The organism is Stenotrophomonas sp. As-7 (assembly GCF_030291015.1).
GTDB lineage: Bacteria > Pseudomonadota > Gammaproteobacteria > Xanthomonadales > Xanthomonadaceae > Stenotrophomonas > Stenotrophomonas lactitubi.
This window is the reverse complement of record NZ_CP127405.1, coordinates 1,420,976-1,436,246: the sequence shown is the minus strand read 5'-3', so window position 1 is coordinate 1,436,246 and position 15,271 is coordinate 1,420,976. Positions and strand designations below refer to the sequence as shown.

The following is a 15,271-nucleotide window of genomic DNA, read 5'->3' as shown; positions in this document are numbered from 1 at the left end:
CGAAGCTGTTGCGGGGAGTATGACCGTTGTTCAGAACGGGCAGCCACCCTACAAAGGGCTACCGGCTAACAAAATGTGGAGAAAACACTAACAATAGAGATACTTCGTTTAACTGGCATTCATCTATCGAAAGTGCGATGTTAAGCGATTTGTTAGCTAATATCCTGCAAACAGTACGGAATTGACTGCGATAAATCGAAGTAAATTTCTAGAAAACCCCTTGTTTTAGAGGGTTTCGCACTGATAACGGATTCAGTCGTTTCCGAGAAGCAAGCTCGTCAGAAACGCAACGCCTAGGGCGGTTACCCGGCATGCAAGTTTTTGTATCAGGCCGGTTGACGAAATCGCCGCCTGTTTTATCCGTACTTCCATCCCCCAGATGGAAGTGAACCAATGACCGCTCTACCCTCCTCAGCACTCACCGACTACATCGCATCGCCCTTCGGCACCCTTCATTTGGAAGGCATCCACATCGGTCGCTTCCGCATTGACCGAGCCACCATCCAAGGTCGCGAGGCGGCGATCAATCTCCAGGAATGCATCTTGGCTGCCTTGGACGAGACCGGCCGCAAGAACACCCTGAAGAGCGGCACCCGGTATCCCCAGCAACTGCCCATGGGGACACCGGCGCGTCCCTTGGCCAAAGAGATCGATGATCACCTCGCGGACATGCGCCGCCGGCAGCTGGATCCCAAGACCGTGCTCGCCACCGAGCGCACCCTGAAGCTTCTCCTGCTGACCTGCGGCAACATTTCGGCCTGCCGCGTAGATTACAAACACATCCAAGCGTTGTGGCAGCTGCTGCGCTGGGCTCCGAAAAACCTGTTGTCGGATCCCTTGCTGAAACGCCTCAGCTTCGATGACGCGATCACCTTGGGCAAAGAGCAGGACGTCCCGCCCTTGGCTCCGGCCACCGAAGAGCGCCATCGGCGCTTCTTGGTCGCCTTCTTCAACCACCTGGTCAACGGGCAAGCCATCGCGTCCTCGCCCATGAAGGCCTTCCGCAAACCAAAAGAAGATCACGCCATCGATCCCGACAAGGCCATCCGCCTGTTCGAGGACGGAGACCTGCAGGCCATCTTCGACCCGGCCACCTTCATCCCTTGGGCGAGAAAGCCGCAGCACTGGTGGGCACCGATGATTGGCCTCTACACGGGTGCTCGCGTCAACGAGGTGTGCCAGCTGAAGCTAACCGACATCCTCCAGGAGCGCGGCGTCTGGTGCGTCGCCTTCCAAAAGACCATCGATGAAGACCTAGCCGCGGATCCGAAGCGCCAACGGCGGAGCCGGCAAAGCATGAAGGGAGCCGGGTGCATGCGCATCGTCCCCATCGCAAAGCGCTTGCTGGACGCCGGCTTCCTCGAGTTCGTCGAAGACATGAAGGCCACTGGCCACCCACGGCTGTTCCCCCTCCTCTCCGCTGGAGTGAACCGCAAGACTGGGGAAACCAACGCGCGTTACAGTCAGCAGTTCGTGGTGGATTTCGGCCGCTACTTGAAGAGCCTTGGGTTCGCCAAAGGTATCGGGTTCCATGCCTTCCGCCACACCCTAGCAACCGAATTGGATGTCAACGACGTTCCAGAGAAGGAGATTGCGCTTGTTACCGGCCATAGCACCGATCCACGGGATAGGGTCCAGGTGTTGCGCAAGCACTACCTCCACAAGAAACCGCAGGTAACCCGAAGCAAGCAGATCAGCGCCTTGGAGTTGTATCAGCCCAACGTGGAACTGCCGCGCTACCAGCGTGGGCAGTTTGCGGAACAGTTGCGGGATCCGAGCAAGTTCCATCCGTGATACCAGCAGCTGTTGCCCAGGTCCAACCAACTCATGAAGAGGGGCCTGGGCTCGTCAACGGAGCGTTCGCATCGAATTCCATTTGGATTTACGCTAAAGGCCTCGACGCTTGGACCACACAGATGACCATCGATGTCAGCGGCCTGTCGGCCAAAGAACTCAAAGCCCTGATCGCTCAGGCAGAAAAGCAGCAAACCAAGGTGCTGACTCGGCCCAAGGCTGCCGCCATGCGAGCCAAGATCAACCAGTATGTCAAAGACCACGGCTACACCATTGAAGAGCTTTACGGAGCGGTTTCAACGGCCTCTTCCGATATCTCCAAGAAGCGCACCGGCCGCAAGCCCACGAAGTCGGCCGGAAGCAAGGTCGCTCCCAAGTACCGCAATCCGGCCAACCCTAGCGAAACATGGTCCGGCCGTGGCCGCCAACCAAGGTGGCTTGCTGCGCTGGTCCAGAAAGGGAAGGCGCCCAGCGAGTTCCTGATCAAGTAGTCCAAAGCGCTGGTCAAAAGTCGAAGGCGACACAAGGCCCAGACCCTTTGTCAGCTCGCACGGGCGCATGGAAAATTTTGAGACCGCTTGCCAGGGACGGCGAATGCGCTCTGGCTGGCGCAATGATCGGCCCTGCCTACCTGCGAATGCTCGGATCTTCCAACCACGGGAAGCGATAGCCCAGCTTTAAAGAGCGCCGAGGTCTTTCACGACGGCTTGGCCCGGCTGAAGAAACCCTAATAACAACCGTCCTCCGGCCACTCGCCGGCCCGTCCTTTCGTTAAGCCACTGCGCCTGCCGCCGGCCCGCCTCAAACAGGGCCGGCGTGGCCATTGAGGGCGGCCAATCCTGCAAAGGCTCACCAGGCGACGAGAGCTGCCCCGTGATCGGCTGGACCACTGCGGGCACCGCCGCGTCGTGTTTGGCATAGGCGGTGGCCATCATGCGTCCGTTCTTGGGGGACCATCCGCCCAGCACCAGCTCCGTGGTGCAATATTCTGCCGCCAAGCCCGCTTCAGCCACGGCCTTGGCGTAGTTCGGCCAAAGCTGGTCAATGACCCGCCCCAACTCCGCTGCTAGCTGTTCCAGGGTGAAGTCCGCTCGAAAACTGGCCTCCAACGAAAGCTGGTAGATGCGCAGGAAGAACTGGGCCGACCCTCGGGTCGCCAGCAAGATTTGGTGCTGAGGAATGAGCAGCACCTTTGCCCCCGCCGAAGCTTGACCGCTTATGGCGTCCTCCGCCCAGGTATCCACCGTCACAACCAACTGGTCAGCGCTCAGCAAAACGTTGAGGATGCTCATGGGTAAAGTCTGGCGGCCTTTCCCCCACTATCCAATCTTGCCCCCACACCTGTCGAGCCCTCCTATGGAACTTTCCCTAGAACAGCTGGCCGCGCGCCTTGAGGCATGCGAGGCCGACCTGGAAGCCCACCGCGGCTACATCAAGGCCTTGGAATATGGGCTGCGGGCGGTCATCGCCAGCCACCCGAACCCGCAAGTGCTTTCACTGGCATGGGGGATGACGCTCGCTGGCGCTGCAGATGCCCACGCAGGAGAAGAGGGGTTTGCCTTCAACGGGGCTATGCAGCAGGCAATGCGCAACTTAACCCGTGAAGTAGTAGTTGGTGACGTGGGAGCCGGCTAGCAAGCGGTTACAGGTAGTGACCACTGTCGGGCCCGATTACTGGGTCAACTACACGGAAGGTTTGTCTGAACTGCGCGATATGGTCCCTGCAGCAAGGCGCTTTGCTCCAGAAGCAGACAGCCGTCCTCTCCGCGATGCATTCGCAGGTATCAATCCAAGGCCATTGGCACCGACGAATCTATCCGCGCTGCTCTGCCTGTATGCGTCGCCGGGCAACACGGATTTCGCGCCGGCAAATTTTATAGGGCTGGGCCCGGCCTTGGCGCCCCCATCGAGGCGCCAGCGACAGGGCAAGTGTTAACGATTGTTGCCTGAAGGCTTGACGCCACGTTGCCTCACTCTTGATGGGACCGATCACGGCGGAGTTCCTATGCTAGGCACACCACCTCAACAGTGGCGCCCAACCTGGAGACACAACATGCATCGCGATCAGAAAGACCTTCCTCTCCCAGAGCAGGAAGCCCAGGAAACCAATCCGGTCAGCCCGCTGCAGGCGAAGCTGCACAACCACCGCAATCATGACGAAGCACTGCAGGAGACCTTCCCCGCCAGTGATCCCATTTCTCCGTTCGTCGCCGCGCCAACTCCGGAACAGAAAGAGAAGCGTCTTGGAGAGCGCGTCAAACTGCCAGATCGTCGACCGGATGAGGAGGCCGCGGGAGGAGACCAGTGATCCGCCGCGGATTTGCGCGCGTAGCGGCTGCAACGGCGCGCTTGTCTGGCAGCCTCGGCGCGTTCGTCGCGGCGCTGGGCGTGATCATCACCTGGGCCGCTAGCGGGCCCGCATTCCACTTCAATGACACGTGGCAGCTGGTGGTGAACACTGGCACCACCATCGTCACCTTTCTGATGGTGTTCTTGATTCAGCACACGCAAAACGCAGATACCGCCGCGTTGCACATCAAACTGGATGAACTGATCCGGGTCAGCAAGGGCGCCAACCAGGAGTTGTTGAACCTGGAGTCGATGGAACCGACGCACCTTGAGGAAATCCGCCAGCGCTACGAGGCGCTAGCGAAGACAGCCGCTGATATCAAATCCAAGAAGGAGCGATGCATGCCTTGCGATGGAGACTCGGCTGCAAAGGCCTGAACAGTGCTGCTTTGACGCTGTGCACGCGCTTACAGCTGCCCTGACGAAAGGCCCCGCTCCGCGGGGTCTTCCAGCCACTCCGGTGGCGGTGGGCCGGCGCAGCGGCAGGTGCGATACCAAATGCGCTCGCGGCCACTCCTGCACGCGATGATGGATGTAGCAAAAAGCGGGGAGGACACCAGGGCGCCCAGCTCTGTCCCGGCGGGTTACGCCGATGCGTTAGATGCTATTACGGGCGTGCGATATAGGGATGCAGATAAATCTGAAGCCGGTCCATTGCGGTTGACCGCCGGGGGGAAGGATTGGTTGATCTAACGAACCCAGTCCAGTCGGCACGGGCTACGGAGAGAAGCTGACTGGGGTCGGCCAGGAGCCAATGCATAGACCAGTAAGGCAGTAGTCTGCTTCCAATCGTGCCGCGTCCAAGCTCCACGATTTCGGAGTGGAATTCTGACGACAAGATGCGCCTGTAAGCCCGTGCGACCCCATCCTCAGGTCCCTCGATGTATTGCAGAAAGCTGACGCCATCAAAGAGCAGCACTCCGGTGACGTCGGCTTCCAGATTAAAGGCGGCCGCTCGCTGAACCAGCGAGTCCAACTGGTCGCGGTTCCAAGGCTGTCTCGCCTGACTCATGTAGCCAACTGCTCGAAAGGGCACAAATTTCTCCTCAGCGAGCCAGCACAGTACCCCCCCCCCCATTAGAAGCGCCGAGTGAGGGATCGAAGATGCGCTAGCAAACACTCCTCGCCTCGGGCGGCGCTTCTCGCGGTCAGTCAAACGAGGATGGCCTCGATTTCGAAGGTTGATTGAAAAGAGCAGGACGCCCAATGGCAAGAGGCGGTGACAGACATCATCAACCTGACCTACGAAGGAAGCGATCGCATTTGGGGCCACCGCTAAGAGCGAGTCTTCTATGCTCAAAGTTTCAAGGGCCTACGCCGAACATGTTCCACCCGTGGCCCGGACGTAACCAAGACGGACATATCCCACATTTCCGGAGACGCGGCGGACGGAGCCATGACGATTTCCACGCTGGCGCCCATCGATTGTCCTTTCCAGAGTCGCCAAGTTGCCCCTGCCAACGGTGCGCATACAAGGCCAATCTCGCGTGCGAAGGCTTCAAGCTCAGATGTGGTTTGAATCCCGTCCAAGGCGCTGCATAGCGAGTCCAACTGCTCATCCCACTTCTGCCGTCCCATCGTTCCTTGCCGGTATGATCTCGCTGATTCTTAGATTACCGCTAACCGTCGCCGGCACGGCACCGCGCTGCCTTAATCAGTCAGCATCAAACAACCCTTCACATGGACTCACGTATCCAAGGCGAAGCGTTGACGCCTTCTTTGAGGGCGCAGGTTCATGTTGGTCTCTCTTTTACTAACAGCAGGAAGGAGCGAGACATGGCCATCAAGACCGCAGAAGATCTGTTCGTCCACGAGCTCTCGGACATCTACAGTGCAGAGAAGCAGCTGACCAAGGCCCTCCCCCGCCTTGCCCGGGCTGCAACCAACCCAGACCTCGCAGCCGCTTTTGAAACGCACTTGGAAGAGACGCAAGGTCAGATTGAACGCATCGACCAGGTGGTGGAAATCCTGGGCATCCGCCTGAAGCGGATCAAGTGCGCGGCGATGGAGGGACTGGTCGAAGAAGGGAAGGAAGTCATTGATTCAATTGAGAAGGGCCCAGTCCGTGATGCTGCGCTGATCGGCGGCGCGCAGAAGGTCGAGCATTACGAAATCGCGTCCTACGGCACCATCGCAGCCTTGGCCAAGCAGCTCGGCTACAAGGATGCGTTGCCGTATCTGCTGGAGACCTTGGAAGAAGAGAAATCCACCGACGAGAAGCTGACCCTTCTCGCCGAGCAGGGTGGCAACCAGGACGCCGCAAAGGCCGCTTAAGAAATACCTGTAACCAAGGCGGGTCTTCGGGCCCGCCTTTTAGGAGTACAACGATGTGGCGTCGAAACGGCTTGTCCTTGGTGCTACTGGCATTGATGGCCGTATTTCTGGTCGCCCAAGCGCTGACCGGATGGCAGGTCCACAACGAAGAACTGTCTCAGCACGGGGCGCACACTCTCGGCTTGCTTCCCTACTTGGCGACCGGCCACTTCAGCAGTGCCACGTTTGAGAACTGGGAAAGCGAGTTCCTGCAGATGGGAATGTATGTGCTGTTGACGGTGCGTCTGCGGCAGCAGGGCTCCGCGGAGTCCCGTCCGTTGGACCCCTCTCAAGAGCAACCTCGGGTGGAAAAGGGCCGAACTCCTTGGCCGGTGCGTCGGGGCGGCATGTGGAAACGCCTCTATGAGCATTCACTTGCGATCGTGTTCTTCGCCCTATTTGCGATGTCTTTTGGGCTGCACGCGTTGGGGAGTTGGCGTGCAAAATGCGACGAGGGTCGACTGCAGGGGACGTTGCCTCCCTCCTTCCTGGACCACTTCTTCAGCAGCGACTTCTGGTTTGAATCAATGCAGAACTGGCAAAGCGAGTTCTTGGCCGTGCTGGCGCTGGTCGTTTTAACGATTTTCCTGAGGCAGAAGGACTCGCCCCAATCCAAGCCTGTAGAGGCTCCGCACGCCCAGACCGGGGACTAACATGCCCACCCCAGCCCTACTGATCATTGACCTGTTCAGCCGCTTCGACTTTCCAGACGGAGAGCGCCTGTCCCCTCTCGCTGTTGAGGCGGCGCACGCGCTCCATCCCATCCGCGAGGCTTTCGACAAAAGGGACTGGCCTGTCATCTACGCCAATGACAACTTTGGGAACTGGAAGTGTGGCTTCCGCGAGCTGACCGAGGAATGCTTGCGGACGCCTGGAGCGCCCCACGACATTGCCCGCGTGTTGTTTCCCAAGCCCGATCACTACTCGGTATTGAAGCCCAAGCACTCGGCATTCTTATCCACACCGCTTCAAATTCTGCTGCAGAAATTGGAAGCGGGCCCGCTGGTACTGACGGGAATGGCGCTAGACTCATGCGTGCTCGCTACGGCCATTGATGCCAACTCAAGGGAGTACGAATGCTTGGTGGTGGATCAGGCGGTGGCATGCTTGCCCGAGCGCAGAAGCGCGTCTTTGGACGTGCTCAGCCAATCCGGTGCAGCGCGCGTGGTCTCCGCGAGTTCGCTCCTCCCAAGCTTGGGATTCAACTGATGGGTATGCCGAGGCAGAAACTGGCGTAGCGGCCAGCAATCACTCTTCTTGGGCCCAGCGAGCCAGGTTCTGACTCAGCGAATCAATACCTTCCCACGGATCCCTGCGCCGCCGTTTCAGCTTGGGTGGAACGTCCGTGATCGTGAATGCATCGGCCCGCTTCAGCTTGGCCAACTCGCTCCATGCCAAGGGCATGGCCACCGGGGCGCCCGGCCTCCCCCGCAGGGAGTAGGAAGCAACAGCGGTGGCGCCTCGACCGTTGCGCAGATAGTCCACGAAGATGCGCTTGTTCCGCAGACTCTTGGTGGCGGTGGCCAGGAAGCGCTGCGGCTCCGACTGCGCCAACGCCTCCGCGAACCCCTTGGCAAAGCGCTTGGTCAAATCCCAATCGCATCCCGGATTGAGGGGCACCACGACATGGAGACCTTTGCCTCCCGAGACCCGCAGGAAGGACTCAAGCTCCAGTTGGGCGAGAAGCTTCCGGATATCGGTTGCGGCCTTTTTGACTTCTGCGAAGGGCACGTCTGGACCAGGGTCCAGGTCGAACACCACCCTGTCGGCCCGGTCGGGCTCTTCAGCATGGCTGCCCCACGGGTGGAACTCCAGCGCGTTGAACTGGACCAACTCCAGCAGGCTGGCGGCGTCGCGCACCACCAGGTAGTGGGCATTGATGCCGCTGTCCTCCTTCAGCTTGACCGAGTCCACCAACTCCAGCCCGGCAGTGTGGTGCTTTTGAAAGAAGCAGGGCTTGCCGGTGCCGGCGGGACAGCGAATGATCGACAGCGGCCGGTCGATCACCTCTGGTAGAAGGTGATCTATGACCGCCGAGTAATAGTCCCACACGTCCTGCTTGGTGTAGCCATCGCCAGGGAAGAGGATTTTGCCAGGAGAAGACAGCTTGGGTGGCGCGCGATCGGCTGGCGGCTTCGCGGCAGCCTTGCGGGCGGAGGACGACGTCAATGCCCGCTTCCCACGGACCGGTGTTGCCGGGGCGGCGCGGTCTGAGTCAGCCAGATCGGCCACGTCCTTGTCGGCCCTCACCGCCTTCAGGGAAGCTTGGCGCAGCAGTTGCTGTCCGCCGACGCCACGATAGAACACCTCCACCACGAAGCGCGGCTCGAACCACGTGGCGGAGCGAAGATCGGTTTCCTCCGTGGGCACGTAGGCCGTTGGCTTCTTGCCTCCCCCTTGGATTCTCTTGCTCACGTCCTTGATCAACGCGTCGGAGAACCCCGTGCCCACCCGCCCCACGTAAAGCCAGCCGTGTTCGTCGTCGGGCTTGGCCAGCAGGAGCGAGCCGAAACCACTGCGGCCGCCTTTAGGCGCGGTGTAGCCGACCACCGCGAATTCATCGCTGGCCAACTGCTTGGTTTTCCGCCAGTCGTCGCTACGGCCGCTGTGATAGGCGCGGTCCGCTCGCTTGGAAATGATGCCCTCGAAGTGCTGTTCGCCGGCCATCCGGTAGGCTTCATTGCCGTCGCCCTGAACGTGCGAGCTAAAGGCCAAGTGGCCGGCTCGGCCTGTTTGGCCGTCCAGCAGTTCCTGCAGCAGCGCTTTGCGCTCCACGAGTGGCGCGGCGGACACGTCCACGCCATCGATGTGCAGCAGGTCGAAGAGCGCTTAGGCCAGCGCGCCTTGCCCCTCCCCGGACAACGTCGCCTGGAGCAGGTTGAAGTCCTCCTTGGTGCCCGACCCCGCAATGAGTTCGCCATCCAACGCAGCAGAGGTGAGGCCCAATGCCGCCACTGCATCGCGTATCTCCGGGATCTTGTCGGTCCACTCCAAAGCATTGCGGGACCAGAGCCTGACGGTCCCGTCGGTGACCGTTGCCAAGATTCGATAGCCGTCCCATTTGATCTCGTGGACCCATTGGTCGCCTTGGGGTGGAGCCTCCCCCAGCTTGGCCAACTGGGGCTCGAAGGGGCCGGAGGGAGCGGCTGCCTCCTTCGCCTTGGACAGCGACATGGCCTTCTTGGCCCAGTTCTTTCGGCGCGCCCGCTTGGTGGGCAGGCCTTTGAGTTTCTTCTTGTCGGCCTTTCCGCCGCCAGCCCGCCTGAGGTCTTCGGCAGGCGGAACAGACACATCGGCCAGCAGATCGTCCGCTTCCAGATCGCTTGCAAACGCGTCGTCGTCCTTGAACAGCAGCCACTGCGGCTGACGGGCGGGCTTGCCGGATCGAACCAGATGCCACCCGCCTTTCAGTTTGGTGCCAAACAGCTCAAAGCGCAGGTGGCCCTTGGCAAGCTGGGCCTCTGGGTCGCCTTGGGTGGCCCAGACGCCGTGGTCGAACTGCGCCACATGCCCCCCGCCATACTGCCCCTTGGGGATTTCCCCTTCGAAGCTTGCGTAGTCGACGGGATGGTCCTCGACCTCGACCGCCATCCGTTTGACCTTGGGGTCATAGCTGGGCCCCTTGGGCACGGCCCAACTCTTCAGGGCATCCCCGACCTGCAGGCGGAAGTCGTAATGCCGCCGGCTGGCGTGATGGAGTTGGACGACAAAGATGGCGCGCTGCCCCTTGGGCAGCGCTTTGCCAGGCTCCGGTTCCTTGGTCTGGTCAAAGCGACGTTTGCGGCGGTATTCGACCAAGGACACGGTAGATCCTCCTCACTTACCCAGATGCTCTCGAACGGCTGCGGCAGTGGGCCCCACGGCCTTGACCGCCGCGCGCAGCTCGTCGGCGGAGACACCCAAGGCCTTGGTCCAATACTGCAACTCGTAGTCTTCGTTTACATTGACGCGGTCGCGGTCGGCTGCGCCGGTTTTGGTTTTGTCATCTGCCATTGTCGAATCCTCACGTCTTCGTTGTGTCAGGTAAGAAGGACACGCTCGCCCTTCCAAGCCGTTCTAGGACAGGACACGTTGCGGCTCCGTGATCCAGTAGGGCCTGTTAATCACCGCGCCTTGCCAGCCATGCAGCGCGAAACTCAGCCATCCACGGCAAGACGACCGTTGGTAACGTCGGTAGAACGAGGGCTGCCCAAACCCAAGCTGGCCGGGGCGCCCACGTCAGTGCCCACGTCGGCCCTGCGATCCATGCGGTGTAGCCCACGAAAGCCCAAGGAGCGATATCGAGCATGCTGTGGACATGCTGTTCCATCGGCGTGACACGACGGGCTTGATCGGCAACCACCGTGTCTGCGTAGGCCGCAGCCCCATGTGCAACGGCGAGGCATGCCAGTAGGGCTACAAGGGCCCTGGAGCTGTCCAGCGCAGCCCACAGAACCACTCCCGCGCCGACAAGAAGGAGTTGTAGGCCGTGCAACGCGCTCTCCCGCACCCCCGACGTTAGGGGAAGGGCCGTGCGGCGATGGATAGCGAAATCCATGCAGCCAAAGCCCAGCCACGCGAGGTAGAAGACGTATGCAAGACCTTGGCTGTTTGGCGCCCACATGTCAGAGGGCTACTGGAAGGAACCGGCGTGAAGAAGCATGCTCTTCACGGCTCCCGTGCCGGGCTCTTCGTCGCGCCCGCACCGTCGCCAGTGGACAGTTCTGCTCCTGTGAGCGGTTCTTCTTCAGGGTCAGACAGTGTGCGCAGGTTGGCCGCATCGAGCGCTAACGCCTCACGCTCGGAAAGACCCACTGAGCAGTTGCCATCTCCACCGTCCAACGCGGCCTGGGCATCGCGATCACTCACGCGCTCCCATAGCTCACCGCTGTTCCAACTGCCCTCAACGTCGCCCTCGCCCTGGGACATGTCCATGTAGAGATCGGTGAAAGCGGGGTCTCCTGGCATCTTGCCGGGTGGGAAGTTCGGACGGATGCTGTAGAGCGCTTTCTCAAACGATTTCTGATGGGCGATCTCACGTGTCATCAGGAAGCGCAGCGCGTCCTTGATGCCCGGGTCGTCGGTCACGTTGATGAGGCGTTCGTAGACGATCTTGGCCCGTGCTTCCGCAGCGATGTTGGAACGAAGATCCGCTGTCGGTTCTCCGATGGAATCGATGTAGGCGGCGTTCCAAGGCACCCCGCTGGAGTTCACCAGCGCGGGGCCGCCGCCGTAGAGGATCTGCTGGGTGTGACTGGTGCTGTTGCCACCCAAGTTGCGCATGTCTTCTGCTTCCGCCATGCCTTCGGACTGGACGGCCTTCGGACCTTGGTTCAACATCGAGATGATGGTGCCGATGATCTCCAGGTGGCTGATCTCTTCAGTGGCAATGTCAAAGAGCAGATCTTTCCTTCCCGGATCCGTTTCTCCCAGCGCTTGGGTGAAATAACGCATTGCGGCTGCGAGCTCACCCTGTGGGCCACCGAACTGTTCCAGCATGAGCGTGGCGAGCGCCGGATCAGAGCGCTCGACCCGGACGGTGTACATCAGCTTTTTGTGGTGCAAGAACATGACGTGGTCCTCTGGCGATGGCTGGGACTTGCGTTGTGCAGGAGTGCGCGTCTACTTCTTTGCCTCGACGCCTGGAGTGGCATCGCGAACCATGAATTCCTCGGTAACCTCAGGAAGGTGGGCTGCCAGCCAGTCGGCCATGGCTTCTTCCTGGACCAAGATTTCCTCACAGACCCGCACCGTTTCGGTGTCGCCAGCGGTCTTGGCAGCGGCAATCAACGCCGTGTACGAAGCGATCTCGAAGTGTTCGAAGACGTAGCCAGCCATCGCGCCTTTGACGATCTCGTCCGACGCGGTCATGCCACCGACGGCCTGACCGAAGGCGGCCATCTTGCCCATCACATCCTTGATGGTCGACGGCGAACCACCCAAGCGCTTGATGCACCCTTCCAGCAGTTCCCGCTGGCCGATGGTTTCTTGGATGTGCTCTTCGATGCGCGCCTTCAGCACCGGGTAATGCTCGATGCGGGACGCCTGCCCCTTGAGCATGGTTTCCGCCTGCTGCTCCATCGCGTGTGCGTCGCGCAGCCAGTCCAACAGGTTCTCTTTGAGCTCTGCCATGGGGATCTCCCTTGTTGATGGACCTCCACCGTATCGCCCGCGCCATCGCAATGAAGCGACGTCTCCGTGATGGCACGGCGAACGCACGTCGCTTCTTTACTCAAGTAATCCCAACAAAGACCGATGTGCTGCGACGCCAGCAAGTGCCCCCTCTCCAATGGCCAGGGCAATATTGCCTGCGAACCTGGCTGCGTCCCCGCAGGCAAATACTCCCTCCACAGTGGTCTGCTTGGCAGAATCGGTGGAAATGCAGCCCGCCGACTCGGTGCGGCATCCCAGTTGGTGCGCGATGGGAGAACTCAGTGTCGTTTCCGGGTGTAGAAAAAGGGCGCGCAGCACCGACCTGCGACCGTCTGCAAGATCCGCCGTCGCATCGCTGGAGACTGACAACAAGGGCGAACGTTCCAAGGATGCACCAATACCGCTCAACCCCTTTTCCAGCAGGCCCAGCGCCTCCTCAGTTCGGTCCCCTCGATGAAAGACCGTGACGTGCCCCCACTGTTGCAAGGTCCTGACATGTGCCAGAGCATCGTCATCTGGCGCGACCAGAAGACCCAGCGAACCGCCACAGATCTCGTAGCCGTGGCAGTAGGGGCAGTGCAGCACCCCCTTTCCCCACCGTTCTATCAAGCCCGGGATATCCGGCAATTGATCGACGACCCCGTGCGCCAGAATCAATCGATAAGCCGAAACTACCCGACCAGAGGCGCAGATCACTTGGAATCCACGGCCAGCCGATCCTTGCGCACCAGAAGCCTCATCCGTGATCCAGCGCACGCGACTGTAGGCTTCCAGTTGCCGCCGGGCGGTTTGCAGAAGGTCTCTAGGAGAGCACCCGTCCCAGCCTAGGCAACCGTGCGCGAGGCTGGCGGTGCGATTGCGCGGCTGGTCCTGATCAATGATCACCACCGATCGGCACGCTCGAGCCAGTTGAAGCGCCGCCGACATGCCGGCAAAGCTTCCGCCAATCACGACCGCATCTACAGACGAAGGGGCAACGTTGTTGGTCATCGGCGTTCCTGGAACCACCCGGCGTTGGTCCAAGGTCTTTTGCCGGTCAGGGCGTCGAGAGGCTGTGTAAAAAAATGCCGTCATAGGGACAGTTTCGTCACACGACGGCCCTGCTCCGTTACCGCTGAAGGAGCCGAGAGGTGCCGCCCTGCCGCTGGCGCGAAGACCATGTGAATCATGTATTCAGGCCGCGTGTATGGTCCCTCCGGCTTCCCATACGCCGCGTTCTCTGCTTTTGCCTCTACTCTGCAACTGGAGGACCAAGAACAGTGAGCACGCATCTGGAAATCGATTTGATGATCGCTCAACTCGAAGAGAAGCTGCCCACATGGGCAACGGTCTATCCTGAACAGCAGTTTCTTCGAATGCTTTCCGAAGCATTGAACTACATCGCGGCAAGCGCGGATCCAGATGCCCGCGTACACTGCGTGATGCGCACTGGATGCTTGGACCGCAATAGCGGGGAGGCGCCATGGGCACGTCAATACCGGCGCTGCCCACTCTGACGTCACGCATGCAGTCCATTTGCTGGCTCTGCCGAGGATGACCCATGACCCGACCAGCGAAACCCGAATCCGTGTTGAGGGACGAATCCCGGCAGTTCGCCATGTTGGTGAACTCTGTCACGGACTATGCGGTCTACATGCTGGACCCGACCGGCGTGATTCAGACATGGAACCCCGGCGGCCAGCGCATCAAAGGGTATGTCGCCGCAGACGTGGTGGGCACTAATTTTTCCCGGTTCTACCTTCCTGAAGAAGCCGAAATCGGCTTACCTGAAAGGAACCTCCGGACTGCGGCAGCGGAGGGGCGTTACATCGGTGAGGGGTGGCGCTTACGACAAGACGGCACTCGGTTCCGGGCAAGCGTCGTGATCGATCCCATTTGGGAGGATGGGGAGTTGATGGGCTTTGCCAAGATCACGCGCGACATCACCGAGCGCCACGAAGCACAGGAGCAGCTGCTCCAAGCCCAGCGCGACCTACTGCAGGCCCAGAAGATGGAAGCCATCGGCAAGTTCACCTTAGGACTGGCGCACGATTTCAACAACCTGCTGACGATCGTGGTCAATTGCCTGGACTTGATCAGCATGCGGGTGAAAGACGGGGCGGTGGCAAAGCTCATCGACACGGCACAGCGGGCGGCCGAGCGCGGCGCCCTTCTTACCCGGCAACTACTGACTTTTGGCAAAGGTCAGACCTTGGTGCCGGAGGCCGTCGACCTAGCAGCGATGATGGCTGAATGCGAGGCGTTGTTACGCCGCTCCGCCGGTGCAGCAATAGCTCTGACCGTCGAGATACCAAGAGGACTGCCCACGCTCTCGTTGGACAAAGCCCAACTGGAGGCCGCAGTTCTTAATTTGGTGTGCAACAGCCGCGATGCCATGCCGAAAGGCGGCACGATCACCATCACAGCATCTGCGCGCCTGACCCGGGATCCTACGCTCCCCAACGCTGCGAAATCCCCCTACGTCTGCTTAAGCGTCCAGGATGACGGCACAGGCATTGAGGTGGACCAGCAAGTCAGGGTATTTGAACCATTTTTCACTACCAAACCCATCGGAAGAGGCAGCGGGTTGGGCCTGAGCCAGGTGTTCGGCTTTACGGCTCAATCGGGTGGCTTCACCGAGCTCAAGAGCGAGCCGGGAAAAGGAACCTGCGTCAGCCTTTGCTTCCCCGCACCAGAGCACTGA

At 60.3% G+C, this 15,271-nt stretch carries 16 protein-coding genes and 1 pseudogene; 10 read left to right on the top strand and 7 right to left on the bottom strand.

The genetic code is table 11. The annotated features are described in order from the left end of the window. Window positions 1-393: 393 nt before the first annotated feature. Both QP457_RS06730 and QP457_RS06725 read left to right on the top strand, forming a co-directional pair. Window positions 394-1,794: a site-specific integrase gene (locus QP457_RS06730; RefSeq protein ID WP_205404858.1), complete on the top strand. Its 1,401-nt coding sequence runs from the start codon at window positions 394-396 to the stop codon at window positions 1,792-1,794. 122 nt (window positions 1,795-1,916) lie between these two features. Continuing rightward, window positions 1,917-2,285, top strand: a complete 369-nt coding sequence (locus QP457_RS06725; protein WP_205404859.1) for an H-NS histone family protein — start codon at window positions 1,917-1,919, stop codon at window positions 2,283-2,285. 186 nt (window positions 2,286-2,471) lie between these two features. Here QP457_RS06725 and QP457_RS06720 read toward each other — a convergent pair whose 3' ends face one another. Beyond that, entirely contained in the window at window positions 2,472-3,086 is a 615-nt protein-coding gene (locus QP457_RS06720; protein ID WP_205404860.1) for a hypothetical protein, read from the bottom strand. Window positions 3,087-3,150: 64 nt separating this feature from the next. Between QP457_RS06720 and QP457_RS06715 the strand changes: the two genes are divergently transcribed. From QP457_RS06715 to QP457_RS06705, 3 genes are all read left to right on the top strand, one after another. Further along, window positions 3,151-3,429, top strand: a complete 279-nt coding sequence (locus tag QP457_RS06715) for a hypothetical protein (protein ID WP_100434271.1) — start codon at window positions 3,151-3,153, stop codon at window positions 3,427-3,429. 418 nt (window positions 3,430-3,847) lie between these two features. Continuing rightward, window positions 3,848-4,102, top strand: coding sequence for a hypothetical protein (locus QP457_RS06710; protein ID WP_205404861.1), 255 nt, complete (start codon window positions 3,848-3,850; stop codon window positions 4,100-4,102). Beyond that, complete coding sequence (locus QP457_RS06705) at window positions 4,099-4,521, top strand: low affinity iron permease family protein (RefSeq protein WP_205404862.1); 423 nt, start codon at window positions 4,099-4,101, stop codon at window positions 4,519-4,521. Before QP457_RS06710 ends, QP457_RS06705 begins: the two co-directional genes overlap by 4 nt. 229 nt (window positions 4,522-4,750) lie before the next feature. Here the strand turns inward: QP457_RS06705 and QP457_RS06700 are convergent, their stop codons facing one another. Beyond that, window positions 4,751-5,155 (bottom strand): BLUF domain-containing protein, encoded by a 405-nt coding sequence (locus QP457_RS06700; protein ID WP_240196482.1) that lies wholly within the window; start codon window positions 5,153-5,155, stop codon window positions 4,751-4,753. 764 nt (window positions 5,156-5,919) lie between these two features. Here QP457_RS06700 and QP457_RS06695 point away from each other — a divergent pair. The 3 genes from QP457_RS06695 to QP457_RS06685 are packed head-to-tail and all read left to right on the top strand — an operon-like array spanning window position 5,920 to window position 7,665. Beyond that, window positions 5,920-6,417 (top strand): ferritin-like domain-containing protein, encoded by a 498-nt coding sequence (locus QP457_RS06695; protein ID WP_205404864.1) that lies wholly within the window; start codon window positions 5,920-5,922, stop codon window positions 6,415-6,417. A 53-nt stretch (window positions 6,418-6,470) separates the two neighbouring features. Next, complete coding sequence (locus QP457_RS06690) at window positions 6,471-7,109, top strand: DUF6766 family protein (RefSeq protein ID WP_205404865.1); 639 nt, start codon at window positions 6,471-6,473, stop codon at window positions 7,107-7,109. Between the two features lies 1 nt (window position 7,110). Then, complete coding sequence (locus tag QP457_RS06685; protein ID WP_205404866.1) at window positions 7,111-7,665, top strand: isochorismatase family cysteine hydrolase; 555 nt, start codon at window positions 7,111-7,113, stop codon at window positions 7,663-7,665. A gap of 39 nt (window positions 7,666-7,704) precedes the next feature. On the opposite strand, the pseudogene ligD reads toward QP457_RS06685, so the two are convergent. From ligD to QP457_RS06660, 5 genes and pseudogenes are all read right to left on the bottom strand, one after another. Further along, a pseudogene (ligD, locus tag QP457_RS06680) lies at window positions 7,705-10,260 on the bottom strand (DNA ligase D). Window positions 10,261-10,272: 12 nt separating this feature from the next. Next, window positions 10,273-10,449, bottom strand: coding sequence for a DUF3606 domain-containing protein (locus QP457_RS06675; protein ID WP_205404867.1), 177 nt, complete (start codon window positions 10,447-10,449; stop codon window positions 10,273-10,275). 654 nt (window positions 10,450-11,103) lie between these two features. Continuing rightward, window positions 11,104-12,006 (bottom strand): manganese catalase family protein, encoded by a 903-nt coding sequence (locus QP457_RS06670; RefSeq protein ID WP_205404868.1) that lies wholly within the window; start codon window positions 12,004-12,006, stop codon window positions 11,104-11,106. Between the two features lie 51 nt (window positions 12,007-12,057). Then, window positions 12,058-12,567, bottom strand: coding sequence for a DUF892 family protein (locus tag QP457_RS06665; RefSeq protein ID WP_205404869.1), 510 nt, complete (start codon window positions 12,565-12,567; stop codon window positions 12,058-12,060). A 96-nt stretch (window positions 12,568-12,663) separates the two neighbouring features. Next, entirely contained in the window at window positions 12,664-13,578 is a 915-nt protein-coding gene (locus tag QP457_RS06660; RefSeq protein ID WP_205404870.1) for an NAD(P)/FAD-dependent oxidoreductase, read from the bottom strand. Window positions 13,579-13,847: 269 nt separating this feature from the next. Between QP457_RS06660 and QP457_RS06655 the strand changes: the two genes are divergently transcribed. Next, complete coding sequence (locus QP457_RS06655) at window positions 13,848-14,084, top strand: hypothetical protein (RefSeq protein ID WP_205404871.1); 237 nt, start codon at window positions 13,848-13,850, stop codon at window positions 14,082-14,084. Between the two features lie 44 nt (window positions 14,085-14,128). Then, on the top strand, window positions 14,129-15,271 hold the full coding sequence (locus QP457_RS06650) for a PAS domain-containing sensor histidine kinase (RefSeq protein ID WP_205404872.1): 1,143 nt from the start codon (window positions 14,129-14,131) through the stop codon (window positions 15,269-15,271).